Source organism: Clostridia bacterium (assembly GCA_024685775.1).
Classification (GTDB): Bacteria; Bacillota; Clostridia; order Christensenellales; family CAG-1252; genus CAG-1252.
Window position 1 is genome coordinate 31,583 of sequence record JAIKVL010000004.1, and the last position, 15,051, is coordinate 46,633.

Sequence of the window (15,051 nt, forward strand, 5' to 3'; positions counted from 1 at the left end):
CGAACCGAAAGCATTTTCAAGTTATCAAAGCGCCGCTTTCGCTTTCTCGCAAAGCGCGGTAAAGGTCGCCGCGTCGTTGACCGCGAGGTCGGCGAGCACTTTGCGGTTCAGATTGATCTCGCTCTTTTTAAGACCGTTCATAAACCTGCTGTAACTCAAACCGTTCATTCTCGCCGCCGCGTTGATACGCGCGATCCAGATTTGACGGAAATCTCTCTTCTTGTCCTTCCTGCCGACATAAGCGTACATTTGGGACTTCATCACCGCTTCGCGGGATACTCTGTAAAGTTTGCTCTTCGCGCCGCGATAGCCTTTCGCGAGCTTAAAGATCTTTCTGCGTTTTTTTACTGCGTTAACCGCTCTTTTGATTCTCATAATCTCTTACCTCCCGGGTTACTTTTGGATCATCGTCCTGATGGTTTTGGCTTGCGTCTCGGAAACATAGCCGCCCGCTCTCAAACCGCGCTTTCTCTTGGTCTCTTTCTTGGTAAGAATATGGTTTTTACCCTGTTTGCTTCTCTTGATCAATCCGTTTTTGGTTACGCGAAATCTTTTTCCTGCACCGCTGTGCGACTTTTGTTTTGGCATTTTGCCTACCTCCGATAGTTTATTTTTTCACAGGCGCGAGCTGCATACGGATCGTGTTTCCTTCGATCACGGGGGGCTGCTCCATAACTGCGCCTTGTAATTTTTCAAAGAATTGGTCCATCACTTTCATTCCGAGTTCCGGACGCTTGTTTTGCCTTCCGCGCATACGGATCACGACGCGGACTTTATCTCCGCCCGCGATAAACTCGTTCGCGCGCTTGGCTTTTACGTTAATATCGCCGACGTCGATCACGATACTGAGCTGTATCTCTTTGAGCTTGACGATTTTTTGATTCTTTTTTGCCTCTTTTTCTTTTTTGATGGAGTCGAAACGGAATTTGTCGTAATCCATCAATTTGCAGATCGGCGGATTCGACTGCGGCGCGATCTTTACGAGATCGAGCCCCTGCTCGTCGGCGACTTTTTGCGCGTCATACGCGCTCATAACGCCTAAGTTCTTTCCTTCCGCGTCGATCACGGTAACTTGCCTATCACGAATTTGCTCGTTAATTTGGTAGTCTTTTATAATTTTTTCCTCCCGAAAAAGAAAATTGGGCAGTAAAACTGCCCAAAATATCTCTCGATATTAAGAAACCCTTTACAACTCCTGCTTGGGTGAGAAACAGTTCTACTTCGCTATAATAGTATCACCTCGGCAAAAAGCCGTCAAGCGATTTTTCTCTTATTTTATAATTTTCTCGCGGACGTCTTTCGAGAGGCGCGCGGCGAATTCGTCGAGCGTCATCGAACCGAGATCGCCTTCCGAGCGATGGCGAACGCTGACTTTATTCTCTTCTTTCTCTTTATCGCCGATGATCAGCATATACGGGACTTTGGCAAGCTGCGCTTCGCGGATCTTGTAGCCGACCTTCTCGCTTCTCGTGTCCGCGTCTGCGCGGAATCCCATCTCGCCGAGTTTCGCCGCGATCTCGTTCGCTTCGGGCGCGGTGCGATCGGTCAGGCTGATGACGGTGACCTGCGTGGGCGCGATCCAAGCGGGGAACGCTCCGGCGTACTTCTCGATCAACATCGCGAGGGTGCGCTCGTAGCAACCGATACTGCTGCGGTGGATGATATACGGCGTTTGTTTTACACCGTTTTCGTCGACGTAGGTCATTTCAAAGCGAGACGCCGACGCGAAGTCGATCTGGATCGTAATGATCGTGTCCTCTTTTCCGTAGACGTTCTTCGCCTGCACGTCGAGTTTCGGACCGTAGAACGCGGCTTCGCCGATCGCTTCGACGTAATCGAGACCGAGGCGATCCAAGATGCCTTTCATCAAAGTCTCCGTTCTCTCCCATTCCGCGGGATTGTCGATATATTTATCGGTATCCTTCGGATCCCATTTGCTGAAACGGAAGGTGACCGCGTCGCGCAGTCCGAGGCAATTTAAGAAGTAGTAAGAAAGATCCAAGCATCTCTTGAACTCGCTTTCGATCTGCTCGGGCGAACAAACGATATGTCCGTCCGAAAGCGTAAATTGTCTGACGCGGATCAAGCCGTGCATTTCGCCCGACGCTTCGTTTCTGAAAAGGGTCGCGGTTTCGGCATAGCGGCAAGGAAGATCGCGGTAGCTCTTGATCCCGTTTTTATAGATCTGATATTGGAACGGGCAAGTCATCGGGCGAAGCGCCAAGACTTCGTCGTCCTTCTCTTCGTCGCCGATCACGAACATTTTATCCCTGTAATGATCCCAGTGACCGGAGATCTTATAAAGATCGTTCTTCGCCATCGCGGGAGTCTTGGTCAACATAAAGCCGCGACGCTCTTCCTCGTCCTCGACGAAGCGTTGCAGGATCTGCAACATTTTCGCGCCCTTCGGCATCAACAGAGGAAGCCCCTGCCCGATCTTTTCTTCGGTCATAAAGATCCCGAGATCGCGACCGAGCTTATTATGGTCGCGCTTTTTCGCCTCTTCGAGACGGGTCAGGTACTCGTCCAAAGCGGACTTTTTATCGAACGCGACGCCGTAAATACGGGTCAACATCTTATTCTTTGCGTCACCGCGCCAATACGCGCCGGTGATGCTCGTCAGTTTAATGGCTTTCAAGACGCCCGTGCTTTTGAGGTGAGGTCCGACGCACATATCGACGAAATCGCCTTGATGATAAAAACTGATCTCCGCGCCCTTCGGAAGCTCCGCGATCATTTCGAGCTTATACGGTTCGTCCAGCTTGCGCATAAGCGCGTTCGCGCTCTTTCTCGGCAAAACTTCGCGCGTGATCGGGAGATTCGCTTTGATGATGCGCTGCATCTCCTCTTCGATCTTCGCGAGATCGTCCATCGTGGGCGGGGTGATATATTCGATATCGTAATAGAATCCGGTATCGATCGCCGGGCCGATCGCAAGTTTCGCGGTCGGATAAATGCTCTTGATCGCCTGCGCCATAACGTGCGCCGCGGTGTGGTTGTAAATATGCTTGCCCTCTTGATCTTTGAAGGTCAGGATCTGGACTTCGGAATCGTTTTCGACGAGATAACTCAGATCGACCGGAGTCCCGTTCACTTTTCCCGCGAGTGCGGCGCGGTGAAGCCCTTCGCCGATATCCGCCGCGATTTGATCGACGGTCACGGGCGCATCGTATTCCTTAACGGTATCTCTCAAATAAATCTTCATAGTATCCTCCTCTTTTGATCTATCGACCAAACGTAATTACAAAATAAAAACGCCCCTATGCCTTCAAGCATAAGGACGACAAAGCCGCGGTTCCACCTTATTTGAGCGAATGATCGCTCCCCTTTATATTCGAATGTTTCAAATAGCGGTGGTACCAACAGGCGGCAAATGCTTCGCTCTCAGCAAACGCGAAACTCTCTGGGAAATGCTTATGCCCGCTGACGTGTCCGCCACGGCTGGTGCCGAAGGCGGGACTCGAACCCGCACGGAGTTGCCCCCGAGGGATTTTAAGTCCCTTGCGTCTGCCATTCCGCCACTTCGGCAACTATTGGAGGCACCACCCAGACTCGGACTGGGGAATAAAGGTTTTGCAGACCTCTGCCTTACCACTTGGCTATGGTGCCATAACGCTATATTATATATGATTCGCTCGCGTACGATGCGACATATATTCACAATTTGAAGCAGCAACGACTGCTGCCGCGCGGTTGCTATCGCAACCGAATCCCATCTTTTGGGGATAATGCGAAAAGCAATTTGGAGCGGGAGACGGTGTGCCCGATCAAGTCGGGAACCTCCGCGTTGCTCCGGTGCGGCCCCTGCGGGTCTCGCGCTATCGCGCGGTTGCTGTCGCAACCGAATCCCGTCTTTTAGGGATAATGCGAAAAGCAATTTGGAGCGGGAGACGGGATTCGGACCCGCGACATTTGCCTTGGCAAGGCAACGCTCTACCACTGAGCCACTCCCGCGAAGTTGCTCTATTACTATACCAAATACCATTTGGATTTGCAACCGTTTTTACAAAAAAAGTTTACTCAGCCGCCAAAATATAGAAGGAGTGCGGTTGGTCCCCTTTATAAGTAATGACTTCGAGATCCGGATAATCTTCTGCAAGACGATCCACGACGGCGTTAACGTCCTCTTCCGTAACGCCTTCGCCCGAATAGAGATTCAAGACGTCCATCTCGTCCATTCCCATTTTCTTGACAAGCGCGGAAACGACGTCGATCGCGCTGTCGCCTTTCGTCAGGATCTTTTTATCCGAAAGCCCGATGATATCGCCCTCTTTCAGAGAAAGCCCGTCCATTTTCGTGCTTCGGACCGCGGTCGTGACCTGCGCGCATTTGACGGATTCGAAGGCTTCTTTCATCGCCGCGACGTTCTCTTCCGTCGAAGCGTTTTGATCGAAAGCGATCGCGGCGGCGATCCCGGCGGCGACGCTCTTCGTCGGTAAAACGACGCAATGGCGGCTCGCCATTTCCATCGCTTTTTCGGCGGCGAGAATAATATTACTGTTATTCGGAAGGACGATGACGCTATCTGCGTTTACGCGGTTGATCGCAGACAAGATCTCGTTTACGCTCGGGTTCATCGTCTGCCCGCCTTCGACGATCACGTCCACCAAAAGATCCTTAAAGATCTGTTTGATGCCAGCGCCCGCACAAACCGCGACCATACCGATCGGCTTTTTATTCTTTTCCATTTCCGCTTTGATCTTGCGGTTTTGTTCGAGCATATTCTCGATCTTGACGCGATCGAGTTCGCCGAGGTCGAGCGCGTACTGCAAGGCGCGACCGGGGTTATTCGTGTGGACGTGGACTTTGACGAGTTCGAGATCGCCGATACAGATCAAACTGTTACCCAAACGGGCAAGTTTGTCGCGGAGTTTGTCGATATCGGACTCCGTGGCTCTCGGGCGAATGTTTTTCACGAAAAACTCGGTACAATAGGCAAATTCGATATCGTCCAGATCGTGAACGTCCGCGGCGAAGCCCGCGTCGAATTCGTCCGCGGCGACCTTGACCGCGACCTTCGGAATTTCCTTTCCTTCGATGACGAGGGTCAAGCCTTCGAGGACGCGCATAAGTCCCATGCCGCCCGCGTCCACGACGCCGGCTTTTTTCAGGACGGGAAGCATATTCGGAGTCTCCGCGAGGATTGCGTTGCCCTTTTCGAGGAGTTTCCGCATCATCGTCTCGAAACAGGCGTTTCTTCCGGACGCCCACTTTTCGGATTCTTCGGCGACGACGCGAATAACGGTAAGGATGGTTCCTTCCTTCGGTTTATTCACTGCGCCGTAAGCGACTTTCGCACCCTGCTGCAAAGCCTTCGAAAAATTCTTCAAAGACAAGAGCCCCGCCGTTTCTCCCGTAACGTCCGAAATACCCTTAAAGATCTGAGTAAGGATAACGCCGCTGTTTCCTCTCGCGCCGCGAAGCGCGCCGATAGAAAGCGCCGAGGAAAATTTCTCCCAAGAGAGTTCTTCTTCTTTGATTGCTTGGATCTCGCGCGCGGCGCTCGCCGCCGTCGCGCACATATTGGTGCCGGTGTCTCCGTCCGGAACGGGGAAAACGTTATGCGCGTTTATCTCCTGCTCGTAGACCGCGAGATTCTGGCAAGCTCCCGATATCATATCGCGAAGCATTTTAACGTCGATACTTTTTATCATATATACTCCTAAACCTTAATGCCGACGACGTTTACGTTCACCTGCATCACGCGCATTCCCGTAAACGCCTCGACGGAATAGGTCACGACCGAGCGAAGAGATTCGGTGACCGCGTCAACGAGCACCCCCTGCTTCAAAATCACGAAAACGTCGATAAAGATCTTATTATCGACGGTCGTAACGCGTATTCCTTTGGTGTTGCCGTTTTGTTTGAATAAAGAAGCGAGAGAATCGGTAAATCTTCTCGAAACGAGCTCGACCACGCCGTAACATTCCGAGGCGGCGCGACAAGCGCACATTGCCACGGCTTCGTCCGACACGGTGATTTTGCCGTATTTGTTGGAAGTCTTTACAGCCATATCTCTCTCCGTAAAAAATTCTATATATATGATACTATTATTATTTACTCCTTTGCAAGTAATTTTCAAAATTACTTAAAATCTGTTGCCAAGCGTAAAATTTCGTGCTATATTTAATAAGTCGCGTTTTGGAGAGATCCATTTCGCCGTCAGTGAGAATCGTTACGGGAGGTAATGGATATATGTCGAGAGTTTGCAGCGTATGCGGAAAAAGTAAAATGAGCGGAAACACGGTGAGCCACAGCAACCGTAAAGCACCGACCCATTGGAACGCGAACATTCAAAAGGTCTCCGTCGTCGATGAGAACGGCACGGTTTCCAAGAAGTACGTCTGCACGAGATGCCTGAGAAACGGCGCCGTGCAAAGAAAGGCGAACTAACCTTTTCGTTAAAAAAGATCCTCGGGTTTCGAGGATCTTTTTTTTATTTTTTCGAACGCTTCGCCCTACTTTCGCGCGCGTTTCTTTCCGCAAAACAGCCGCAAGACCGCTTTCAAAAAAGACGGCGGATTTACGCAAACCATTTTCAAAGCCACACCTCCTTATCCGAATTTATGATAAAGCAGTGCGCTTCCCTCCTTTACGCTGACGAACACCGAGTTTTCCGTGCATTCGTTGGACAATCCGAGCGTGTCGCTTTTGGTCAGGACGGCACCGTCCGCAGGGTATTTGAGCCCTTTCGCCTTTATTATATGCACGGTTTCCGAAAAAGGTACGATCGATAAAACGTCTCCCGCTGCCACGTCCAAAAACAAATTCCCGTCGAGATAGTAAAGATCGAAATCGTCTCCGCGAAGGACGGCGGTCGCGCCGAGATCGCGGGCGAGTTTCAAAAGGTGAAGATTATAAAGCGAATGGTCGGGTCTGCCGCCCCATCCGCCGTAAATATCGATAAAGAAATAATTCCGCAGGATCGCCTCGCGGATCGCGAGTTCCCCATCCGAAAAATCCTTTTCGGCTTGAACGGTCAAGACGCCTATATCCTTCGGGACGAAGCCGAGACTGTCCATATCCCCGACGACGAGATCGGGGCGGATCTTGTTTTCGAGAGCGCGAAGATAGCCTTCGTCCGCGGCGATCACGAAATCCGAGGGCAGCATCCGTTTGAATTTTTGCGACAGGACGATCGCCGCTTTTTTCATCCGCGCATCACCTTGATCGCGGCGACCTTATCATCCGCTTTGAAGGTCGCGCTTCCGGCGACGAGGACGGTGATCCCGAGATCGCGGAATTTCGCGGCGTTGCCGAGCGTTACGCCGCCGTCCAGTTCCAAAAGGATATCGCGCCCGCTCTTTTTGATCTCTTCGGCGAGGACTTTGATATTCTCATCCACGGTTTCGATATAAGACTGACCGCCGAATCCCGGGAAAACTCCCATCAGGACGATCATATCGACGAGATCCATATAGTCTTTCACAAGCGAAAAATCCTTGTCGGGATTGACGACGAGCCCGCATTTCACGCCCTTATTTTTGATTTTCAAAAGCGTCTCTCTCGGATTCTTCGACGCTTCCGGATGGAAGGTCACGAAATCCGCGCCCGCGTCGCAAAAGCGTTCGACGTACAATTCGGGTTCGACGATCATCAAATGCACGTCGAGCGGCAAATTCGTGTGCGGACGGATCGCTTTGATCATCGGCATCCCGAACGTGATATTCGGGACGAATCTTCCGTCCATAACGTCGCAGTGGACGAGATCCGCTCCCCACTTTTCGACGTTTTCCACCGTCTCGCCCATATTCGCGAAATCACCCGACAAAATCGACGGAGCAACTTTAACAGAACTCATACTCTTTTCCCCCTCTATTCCTGTTGATATTTTGCGCGAAGCTGTCCGCACGCGCCTTCGATATCCGCGCCCATCGTTCGGCGAACCGTGGCTTCCACGCCGCCCTTTTCGAGAAGACCCTGAAAACGATACGCGTCTTTACGGCTCGTCCCTTCGAGACCCCTCTCTTTAACGAAGTTCAAAACGATCAAATTCACGATACACGGAAACCCTTTTACTTTTTCGATCAACGCGGCGGCGTCCTTCTCGCCGTCGTTGACGCCCTTTATCAGGGAATACTCGAAGACGACGCGCCGTTTGGTCTTCTCGAACCAGCGTTTTGCCGCGGCGATCACGTCAGAAACGCCGTATCTTTTATTGATCGGCATAATGGACGAACGGACTTCGTCCCGCGCGGCGTGCAGAGAAAAGGTCATCGTCACGGGGATATCTTCTTCGATGAAACGGTCGAATTTCTCCAAGAGTCCGCACGTCGAAAGCGAGATATTCCGATAGCTGACGTTCAGCCCTTTTTCGGCGTTTACGAGGCGAAGGAATTTTACGACGTTGTCATAGTTATCCAAGGGTTCCCCGCTCCCCATTAAGACGATATTCGTGATCTTCCGATTTTTGAGATCGCCGCCGTCGAACGCGTTTGCGAGGATGACCTCGCCGAGGATCTCGCCCGCGGACAGGTTTCGTTTGAGTCCGTTTAGCCCCGACGCGCAAAACGCGCAATTCATTCGACAACCGACCTGCGTAGAAACGCAAAGCGTGTTTCCGTACTTATAGCGCATCAAAACGCCTTCGACCATATCGCCGTCCCACAAAGAAAACAGAAACTTTACGGTATCGTCGATCTCGGAGCGAAAAGAACGGAATATCTTCATTCCGGTCGAGACGAAACCTTCGCTCGAAAGTTTTTGCTTCAAAGCCGCGGAGATCGTCGAAATATCCTCGGGCTCTTTACCCTGCTGAACGCCGAGATAGATCTGCTCCGCGCGGAAAGGTTTTTCTCCGAGCGAAAGCATCGTTTCTTTTAACTCATCAAGCGTAAGATCGGCAAGCAGTTTCATTTCTTCTCCAAAACGGCGAAATAGAATCCTTCGCCGCCCTTTTCATTGATCTCGGTGTATTTCTCGTTTTTCAGCGCGAACGCGGCGTTTTCCGCGAGAAACGCGCGAACGTTCTCTCCGCACTCGGACGGAAGATCGGAGCAAGTCGAATAGACGAGTTTACCCCCCGCGGAAACGTAACGCGAAACGTTTTCGAGGAGCGCACGCTGCAAACGCGCGAGCGCGTCCACGTCGGATTCCGTCTTAAACAAGACGACGTCCGGATTCGAAGGAAGCGTCCCGAAGCCCGAGCAAGGCGCGTCCAAAAGAACGAGCGAAAACGCGCCTTCGAACGCGGGACAAAATTCCGTCTGATCCCGAACCTCCGCGCGAACGTTTTTAACGTTCATTCTTTCCGCGTATTTTTTTATCAATTCCACGCGATGCGGATAAAGGTCGGTCGCCGTGACCGTCCCTTTGATCCGCTCCGCGAGATAGACGCTTTTTCCCCCGGGCGCGGCGCAACAATCGAGCGCGTCGCCGCTAACGGGGAGCGCGGCTTCGCAGATCTCCGCGCTGCCAAGGCTCATCGCCGTCGCTTTTCCTTCCTCGAAAAGATCGGAAAGCGCGCCGACCGATCGGATCAAAAAGCCGTAGGCCGTCTCTTCAAAAGCGATTCCTTTTGCTTGAAGCGCGGCGCGAAGGTTCCCTTTTCCGAAGGAAACGGAAGCGCGAACGTGCGTCGCGGAAGTTCCTTTCGCAAAAAGGAGCTCCCTTGCCTTTTCTTCTCCGAGTTCTCGAATATATCGCTTTACGAGCCAAACGGGGCGATTGCTTTCCGCGGAGAGCCTTTCGAGCTTCCCTTCCGGAATAAGGTCGACACCCTCTGCGGCGTACTTTCGGAGAACGGCGTTCAAAAAGCCTTTGACGCCGCTTTTTCCGACCGTGCAAGCCGTCTTGACGATTTCGTCCACCGCGGCGAACGCGGGAACGTCGTCCATATATTTGATCGCGTACATTCCCATTTTGAGAAGAACGGCGACCGACGTTTTCGGAGCTTTCGAAACGAGGCGGGAGATCTGATAATCAAAAAGATAGGTATGCTCGATGACGCCGTAGGTCAAGCGCAGGCTTCCTTTGGACGCGGATAGCGCCGCGCCTTGCTTTTTGACCGCTTCTCCGACGAACGCTTTTCGGACGAAAACGTCCGTCAGCGCGCCGTACGCCTCGACGAGCCCTCTCATATTATCGGATTTCCTTATTCAAAAGATCGGCGTGACCGATCAAATATTCGCGTCCCGACATCCTTTTCTTTCCCTCTTTTTGGATCGAACGAAGGCGGATCGCTCCGTCCGCGAGATTCAGAACGGGATCGCCGTCCGACGCGTAAAAAGTTCCTTCTCTTCCGCGCTTTTCCGCCGCCGAAGCGGAATAGATCTTGATCCTTTCACCGTCGACGAAGACGTATGCCACGGGCCACGGATCGTACGCGCGAATCTTCAAAAGCGCGTTTTTCGCATTCTCGGTCTTTTCGATCACCGCGTCCGTTTTGCGGATCATTTTGCAAAAAGTCGCTTGGGAATGATCCTGCGGGGTATAGACCGCCTCGCCCTTTTCCACGAGGTCGAGCGCTTCGACGATCGCCGCCGCCCCGATCTCCGCGATCTTATCGAAAAGCGTTCCCGCGGTATCTTCGTCCGAGATCGGAATCTCTTTTTTCAAAAGGACGTCGCCCGCGTCCACTTCGAGCGCCGTCTTCATGATCGTTACGCCCGTAACGCTGTCGTCGTTCAAAAGGCAAGACTGGATCGGGCTCGATCCGCGATACAAAGGAAGAAGCGAACCGTGGACGTTCAGCGTCCCGAATTTCGGAATATCGAGGATCTCCTGAGAGAGGATCTGCCCAAACGCCGCCGTCACCATCACGTCGGGCGCGAGCGAACGGACGAGTTCGACGCCTTCTTTCCGAAGACTGTTGAATTGATAGACTTTAAGCCCGAGTTTTTCCGCTTCGACCTTGACGGGCGGCGGAGTCATCACGCGGCGATTTCCCTCTTTATCGGGTTGCGTGATCACGGCGAGGATCTCGTGCGCGGACGAAGCGATCGCGCGAAGCGAAGGAATCGCAAAATCGGGAGTTCCGAGAAACAAAACTTTCATACTATTTCTTTTTTACTTTGACTTCTTTGTCGTAAAAGAGGACGCCGGACAGGTGATCGATCTCGTGAGACGCGACGACGGCGTTGAAATCCGTAAACGTGCGCTCGATCTTTTCTCCTTTTCTGTTTTGAAATTTGACCGTAACGCTTTTCGGGCGTTGGACGTCGCACCGCTTTCCGGGAACGGACAGGCACCCTTCCGCGCCGATCTGCTTTCCGCTTTTTTTGACGATCGAAGGATTGATCATTTCGAGGATCTCTCTTTCTTCGGGGTCCTCGGTTTCCATTTCGCAGATCACGGCTTGGCGCAAAATGCCGACTTGGGGAGCGGCGATGCCGACGCCGTCCGCCGCGCGCATCGTTTCCAGCATATCGTCCAAAAGAGCGAACAATTTCGAGTCGAAAGAGTCGACGGGTCTTGATTTTTTGCGGAGCAAAGGTTCTCCGTCTTTTACGATATCTCTGATAGCCATTTTATCCTCCTGTCAGTTCATATTCTGCGGATTGATCTCGACGAACACTTGCGCGCCTTTCTTCTCCTCCGCATTGACGATCTCATAGATCTTTTTCAAAGTCACGTCTTCCCTTTCGCGCGTCAGACGCATCAAAATCTGATAGCGATATTTATTTTCGATCCGCTTGACCGGCGATTTCATACCCGCGACCGCCACGAAATCCGACGGGGTCTCCTTTTGATACGCGCGAATCTTGGCGAGCATCGATTTCGTCAGTTCGAGCGCGCGCTCTTCGCTTTCGCTGACGACGAGGACGCGAACGATCTTCGTAAACGGCGGAAACGCCGTTACCTCGCGGATATTGATTTCCTTTTTGTAAAAGGACGGATAGTCGTTATCGCGGGAATACGCGAAAACGTAATGCCGCGGAGAATAAGTTTGCAGGATCACGAGACCTTCTTTATCCGCCCTGCCTGCTCTTCCGCTCATCTGCGTGACGAGCTGAAACGTCCGTTCCGCGCTGTGATAATCCTCGTAATAGAGGCTCATATCCGCGTCCAAAATGCCGACGAGCGTAACGTTCGGAAAATCGTGACCTTTTACGATCATTTGCGTCCCGACGAGAATATCCGCTTCGCCCATACGAAACGCGGAAAGGATCTCGTCGTAGCTTCCTTTCTTCCGCGTGGTGTCGCGATCCATTCTAAGAATGCGGACGCCGGGAAAACGCTGTTTCAAGATCTCCGCGACTTTCTCCGTCCCGACTCTGCCGAGCCTCATATCGCTTTCTCCGCAAAAAGGACACTTTTCGGGAACGGGATAAGGCTTCCCGCAGTAATGACATTTTAAGAGGTTATCCTCTTTATGCCAAGTCAACGAAACGTCGCAATCGTCGCACTTTATAACCTTTCCGCATTTCTTGCAGATCATAAAGGACGCAAACCCGCGGCGATTGATAAAGATCATGCTTTGATTCTTTTGTTCGAGCGAGCGACCGATCTCCTCTTCGAGTCGGGCGGACAGGATCGAATTATTCCCGCTTCGGATCTCGCCGCACATATCGACGATCTCGACTTTGGGCATTTTCGTGTTATGCACGCGATTTTTCAAAGGGATCAATCCGATCTTTCCCTCAATCGCGCTTCGATAGGTTTCGAGCGACGGCGTCGCGCTGCCGAGGACGAGCTTCGCGTCGTTGAATCCCCTGCGGAATCGCGCGACCTCGTGAGTAACGTAACGCGGGTTGCCTTCGCTGATATAGCTGCCGTCGTGCTCTTCGTCGATAATGATGATCCCGACGTTTTTCAAAGGAGCGAAGACCGCGGAGCGCGCGCCGACCGCGATCACGGCTTCTCCGCGAAGCAAACGGAGCCATTCGTCGTAACGTTCGCCGTCCGAAAGTCCGCTGTGTAAGACCGCGACTTTATCGCCGAAACGAGCGCGGAATCGACCCATCATTTGCGGCGTCAGAGAAATTTCCGGGACGAGCATAATCGCGGTTTTACCCGCTGCGATGACTTCGCCGATACAAGCGAGATAGATCTCGGTCTTCCCGCTTCCCGTAACGCCGAAAAGAAGGTTTTCGCTTTGCTTGCCGCGCATAATGGTCTCGACCGCTTTCTTCTGCTCTTCGGTGAGTTCGACTCTTTTATCGGGCATCGGATTTACACGGGGCGCGCGGCGACGCGTTACGTCCTTGACCGAGACGAGCCCTTTTTCCGCAAGCGCGGAGATCGCGGAAAACCCGAATTTTTCGCCGAGGATCGCCGCCCATTCTCCACTTTGCCCGATCTCCGCTACGATCGCTCTTTGATTGACGGCGTTCGGTTTCAACTTCGAAAGCGCGATCTCCTCGGTCACGCCTTCGGACAGCGTCACGAAATGGCGCTTGATCTCGCGCACCCGCCCGCCCCGCATCATCGCGGGAATAAAGAGGCGCAACACGTCCACCAAGCGAAGGTTGTTCTTTTCGCTCATCTCCCACATTAAAGAGATCATCTCGGGTAGGACCGCCGTAAAATCGTCCAATTTGGAAAGAATGGGTTTTAATTCGTGAGAACAATCGCTTGTTTCTTTCAAGCGAACGATAAAACCTTCGGTTTTTTGCCTTCCGAAGGGAACTTTGACCCGATCACCCGCGGAAACGGGCATATCGTTCGGGACGGAATAATCGAAGATCCGATCGATCTCGCTCGTGGAAATATCCACGATGACTTCCGCGATCATACGGTCTTTAACCGATCGAGGATCACGTCCGCGACGGCGATCTTCGGCATCTTTTCATAGGGCGTTACTTCGCCCGTTTTCTCAATGATCGTCACGATATTCGTGTCGGTATTGAAGCCCGCGCCCTCTTTCGTTACGTCGTTCGCGACGACGAGATCCGCGTTCTTTTTCAACAATTTGCCGCGCGCGTTTTCAAGAAGGTTTTCGGTCTCCGCGCTGAAAATCGCGAGTTTGGTTTCGGGCTTTTTGATCCGACCGACTTCTTTGGCGATGTCGGGGGTCTTTTTGAGCTTCAAAACGAGTTCGTCCGATTTTACTTTATTTTCAAAGGTCTCGCACGGCGCGTAATCCGCGGGAGCCGCCGCCATAACGACGAAATCCGCGTCCTTCACCCGCTCGGTGACCGCGCGAAACATATCTTCGGTAGAAGAGACGTAGACGACGTCTTTGACGTTATCGGGAATCTTCGCTTTAATGCTTCCCGCTATCAGAGTTACGTCCGCGCCGCGATCCGCAAACCGCTCCGCGATCGCGATGCCCATTTTCCCGCTGCTGTGGTTGGAAAGGAAACGAACGCCGTCGATATTTTCCACCGTCGCGCCTGCGGTAACGATCGCCTTTTTGCCAAGAAAATCGAGATTCAAGTCCAAAACTTCGCGAACCTTTTCCGCGATCTCATCCGGCTCGACCATTTTACCGACGCCGACGTCCCCGCAGGCAAGCCTGCCCGACACGGGAGAAAGGACGATCGCGCCCTTTTCTTTAACGGCGGCTAAGTTTTCCTGAAAAACCGCGTCCTCATACATCGCCGTATTCATCGCGGGGCAAAGGATCTTCGGAGCCTTGGACGCGAGATAGGTCGTCGTCAGCATATCGTCGCAAACGCCGTGCGCGATCTTTCCGATGAAATTCGCGGTCGCGGGAGCTATGACGACGACTTCCGAGCTTTTGGCAAGAGAAACGTGCTCCACTTCCCACTCGCGGTCGCGGCGAAACATATTCGCGGTCACGGGGTTTTTGGAGAGCGTCTCAAAGGTCAGCGGCGTTACGAACTCCTTCGCGTGGTCGGTCATGAGGACGTGAACGTCGCAGCCCATTTTCACAAGCGCGCTGACGAGGTAGGCAGATTTATAGGCGGCGATCCCGCCCGTTACGCCCACGAGGACTTTCTTTTTCATTACTCTCTCGTGATGATAATTTTTCCTTCGTAGATCTCTTTCGCGGCGACGGAGATCGGCTTTTGCTTGGTCGCGACGAGCATATCGCCTTCCTGCTGCAAAAGTTGTCTCGCTCTCTTCGCCACGCCGCAGACGAGCATATAGCGGCATTCGGTCTTTTTGATAAGCTTATCAATAGGCGGGTCGATCATCATAGTT

General features: G+C 52.5%; 16 protein-coding genes and 3 tRNA genes. 1 reads left to right on the forward strand and 18 read right to left on the reverse strand.

Translation table 11 applies throughout. From position 1 onward, the window contains the following. Positions 1–24 precede the first annotated feature (24 nt). The 9 genes from rplT to K5753_00915 form a co-directional block, all read right to left on the reverse strand. The gene (rplT, locus tag K5753_00875) at positions 25–378 is read right to left on the reverse strand and encodes a 50S ribosomal protein L20 (protein MCR4725756.1); all 354 of its coding nucleotides are present in this window, start codon (positions 376–378) and stop codon (positions 25–27) included. Between the two features lie 15 nt (positions 379–393). Then, positions 394–588: a 50S ribosomal protein L35 gene (gene rpmI / locus K5753_00880; GenBank protein ID MCR4725757.1), complete on the reverse strand. Its 195-nt coding sequence runs from the start codon at positions 586–588 to the stop codon at positions 394–396. Positions 589–607: 19 nt separating this feature from the next. Continuing rightward, positions 608–1,117, reverse strand: coding sequence for a translation initiation factor IF-3 (gene infC, locus K5753_00885; GenBank protein MCR4725758.1), 510 nt, complete (start codon positions 1,115–1,117; stop codon positions 608–610). Positions 1,118–1,270: 153 nt separating this feature from the next. Beyond that, positions 1,271–3,205, reverse strand: a complete 1,935-nt coding sequence (thrS, locus tag K5753_00890) for a threonine--tRNA ligase (protein ID MCR4725759.1) — start codon at positions 3,203–3,205, stop codon at positions 1,271–1,273. A 237-nt stretch (positions 3,206–3,442) separates the two neighbouring features. Next, positions 3,443–3,528 (reverse strand) — tRNA-Leu (locus K5753_00895). Positions 3,529–3,534: 6 nt separating this feature from the next. Next, positions 3,535–3,609: transfer RNA gene (locus tag K5753_00900), tRNA-Cys, on the reverse strand. Between the two features lie 270 nt (positions 3,610–3,879). Further along, positions 3,880–3,954, reverse strand: a tRNA-Gly gene (locus K5753_00905). A gap of 62 nt (positions 3,955–4,016) precedes the next feature. Continuing rightward, on the reverse strand, positions 4,017–5,654 hold the full coding sequence (locus K5753_00910) for a DAK2 domain-containing protein (GenBank protein ID MCR4725760.1): 1,638 nt from the start codon (positions 5,652–5,654) through the stop codon (positions 4,017–4,019). Positions 5,655–5,662: 8 nt separating this feature from the next. Then, the gene (locus tag K5753_00915) at positions 5,663–6,013 is read right to left on the reverse strand and encodes an Asp23/Gls24 family envelope stress response protein (GenBank protein ID MCR4725761.1); all 351 of its coding nucleotides are present in this window, start codon (positions 6,011–6,013) and stop codon (positions 5,663–5,665) included. Positions 6,014–6,195: 182 nt separating this feature from the next. On the opposite strand from K5753_00915, the gene rpmB reads away from it, so the two are divergent. After that, on the forward strand, positions 6,196–6,393 hold the full coding sequence (gene rpmB, locus K5753_00920; protein ID MCR4725762.1) for a 50S ribosomal protein L28: 198 nt from the start codon (positions 6,196–6,198) through the stop codon (positions 6,391–6,393). 161 nt (positions 6,394–6,554) lie between these two features. Here the strand turns inward: rpmB and K5753_00925 are convergent, their stop codons facing one another. From K5753_00925 to rpoZ, 9 genes are read right to left on the reverse strand one after another with little or no spacing between them, the layout of a single operon-like run. Then, entirely contained in the window at positions 6,555–7,154 is a 600-nt protein-coding gene (locus tag K5753_00925) for a thiamine diphosphokinase (GenBank protein ID MCR4725763.1), read from the reverse strand. After that, entirely contained in the window at positions 7,151–7,801 is a 651-nt protein-coding gene (gene rpe / locus K5753_00930; GenBank protein ID MCR4725764.1) for a ribulose-phosphate 3-epimerase, read from the reverse strand. Before rpe ends, K5753_00925 begins: the two co-directional genes overlap by 4 nt. Before the next feature lie 14 nt (positions 7,802–7,815). Beyond that, a complete protein-coding gene (gene rlmN, locus K5753_00935; protein ID MCR4725765.1) occupies positions 7,816–8,856 on the reverse strand; it encodes a 23S rRNA (adenine(2503)-C(2))-methyltransferase RlmN in 1,041 nt (346 codons plus the stop codon). Continuing rightward, a complete protein-coding gene (locus tag K5753_00940; protein MCR4725766.1) occupies positions 8,853–10,079 on the reverse strand; it encodes a methyltransferase domain-containing protein in 1,227 nt (408 codons plus the stop codon). Before K5753_00940 ends, rlmN begins: the two co-directional genes overlap by 4 nt. A gap of 1 nt (position 10,080) precedes the next feature. Continuing rightward, positions 10,081–10,995 carry a methionyl-tRNA formyltransferase gene (gene fmt, locus K5753_00945; GenBank protein MCR4725767.1) on the reverse strand — a complete coding sequence of 305 codons (915 nt, stop codon included), beginning with the start codon at positions 10,993–10,995 and terminating at the stop codon, positions 10,081–10,083. A 1-nt stretch (position 10,996) separates the two neighbouring features. After that, complete coding sequence (gene def / locus K5753_00950; protein MCR4725768.1) at positions 10,997–11,467, reverse strand: peptide deformylase; 471 nt, start codon at positions 11,465–11,467, stop codon at positions 10,997–10,999. A 12-nt stretch (positions 11,468–11,479) separates the two neighbouring features. After that, complete coding sequence (priA, locus tag K5753_00955; GenBank protein MCR4725769.1) at positions 11,480–13,675, reverse strand: primosomal protein N'; 2,196 nt, start codon at positions 13,673–13,675, stop codon at positions 11,480–11,482. Next, entirely contained in the window at positions 13,672–14,853 is a 1,182-nt protein-coding gene (coaBC, locus tag K5753_00960; protein ID MCR4725770.1) for a bifunctional phosphopantothenoylcysteine decarboxylase/phosphopantothenate--cysteine ligase CoaBC, read from the reverse strand. Before coaBC ends, priA begins: the two co-directional genes overlap by 4 nt. After that, positions 14,853–15,047: a DNA-directed RNA polymerase subunit omega gene (rpoZ, locus tag K5753_00965; protein ID MCR4725771.1), complete on the reverse strand. Its 195-nt coding sequence runs from the start codon at positions 15,045–15,047 to the stop codon at positions 14,853–14,855. Before rpoZ ends, coaBC begins: the two co-directional genes overlap by 1 nt. Between the last annotated feature and the right edge of the window lie 4 nt (positions 15,048–15,051).

Excerpts from the sequence above, each read along its gene's own strand:
- rpmI (MCR4725757.1), bottom strand. The coding sequence starts at position 588 with ATGCCAAAACAAAAGTCGCACAGCGGTGCAGGAAAAAGATTTCGCGTA.
- thrS (MCR4725759.1), bottom strand. The coding sequence starts at position 3,205 with ATGAAGATTTATTTGAGAGATACCGTTAAGGAATACGATGCGCCCGTG.
- K5753_00910 (MCR4725760.1), bottom strand. The coding sequence starts at position 5,654 with ATGATAAAAAGTATCGACGTTAAAATGCTTCGCGATATGATATCGGGA.
- K5753_00915 (MCR4725761.1), bottom strand. The coding sequence starts at position 6,013 with ATGGCTGTAAAGACTTCCAACAAATACGGCAAAATCACCGTGTCGGAC.
- rpmB (MCR4725762.1), top strand. The coding sequence starts at position 6,196 with ATGTCGAGAGTTTGCAGCGTATGCGGAAAAAGTAAAATGAGCGGAAAC.
- K5753_00925 (MCR4725763.1), bottom strand. The coding sequence starts at position 7,154 with ATGAAAAAAGCGGCGATCGTCCTGTCGCAAAAATTCAAACGGATGCTG.
- rpe (MCR4725764.1), bottom strand. The coding sequence starts at position 7,801 with ATGAGTTCTGTTAAAGTTGCTCCGTCGATTTTGTCGGGTGATTTCGCG.
- rlmN (MCR4725765.1), bottom strand. The coding sequence starts at position 8,856 with ATGAAACTGCTTGCCGATCTTACGCTTGATGAGTTAAAAGAAACGATG.
- K5753_00940 (MCR4725766.1), bottom strand. The coding sequence starts at position 10,079 with ATGAGAGGGCTCGTCGAGGCGTACGGCGCGCTGACGGACGTTTTCGTC.
- fmt (MCR4725767.1), bottom strand. The coding sequence starts at position 10,995 with ATGAAAGTTTTGTTTCTCGGAACTCCCGATTTTGCGATTCCTTCGCTT.
- def (MCR4725768.1), bottom strand. The coding sequence starts at position 11,467 with ATGGCTATCAGAGATATCGTAAAAGACGGAGAACCTTTGCTCCGCAAA.
- priA (MCR4725769.1), bottom strand. The coding sequence starts at position 13,675 with ATGATCGCGGAAGTCATCGTGGATATTTCCACGAGCGAGATCGATCGG.
- coaBC (MCR4725770.1), bottom strand. The coding sequence starts at position 14,853 with ATGAAAAAGAAAGTCCTCGTGGGCGTAACGGGCGGGATCGCCGCCTAT.
- rpoZ (MCR4725771.1), bottom strand. The coding sequence starts at position 15,047 with ATGATGATCGACCCGCCTATTGATAAGCTTATCAAAAAGACCGAATGC.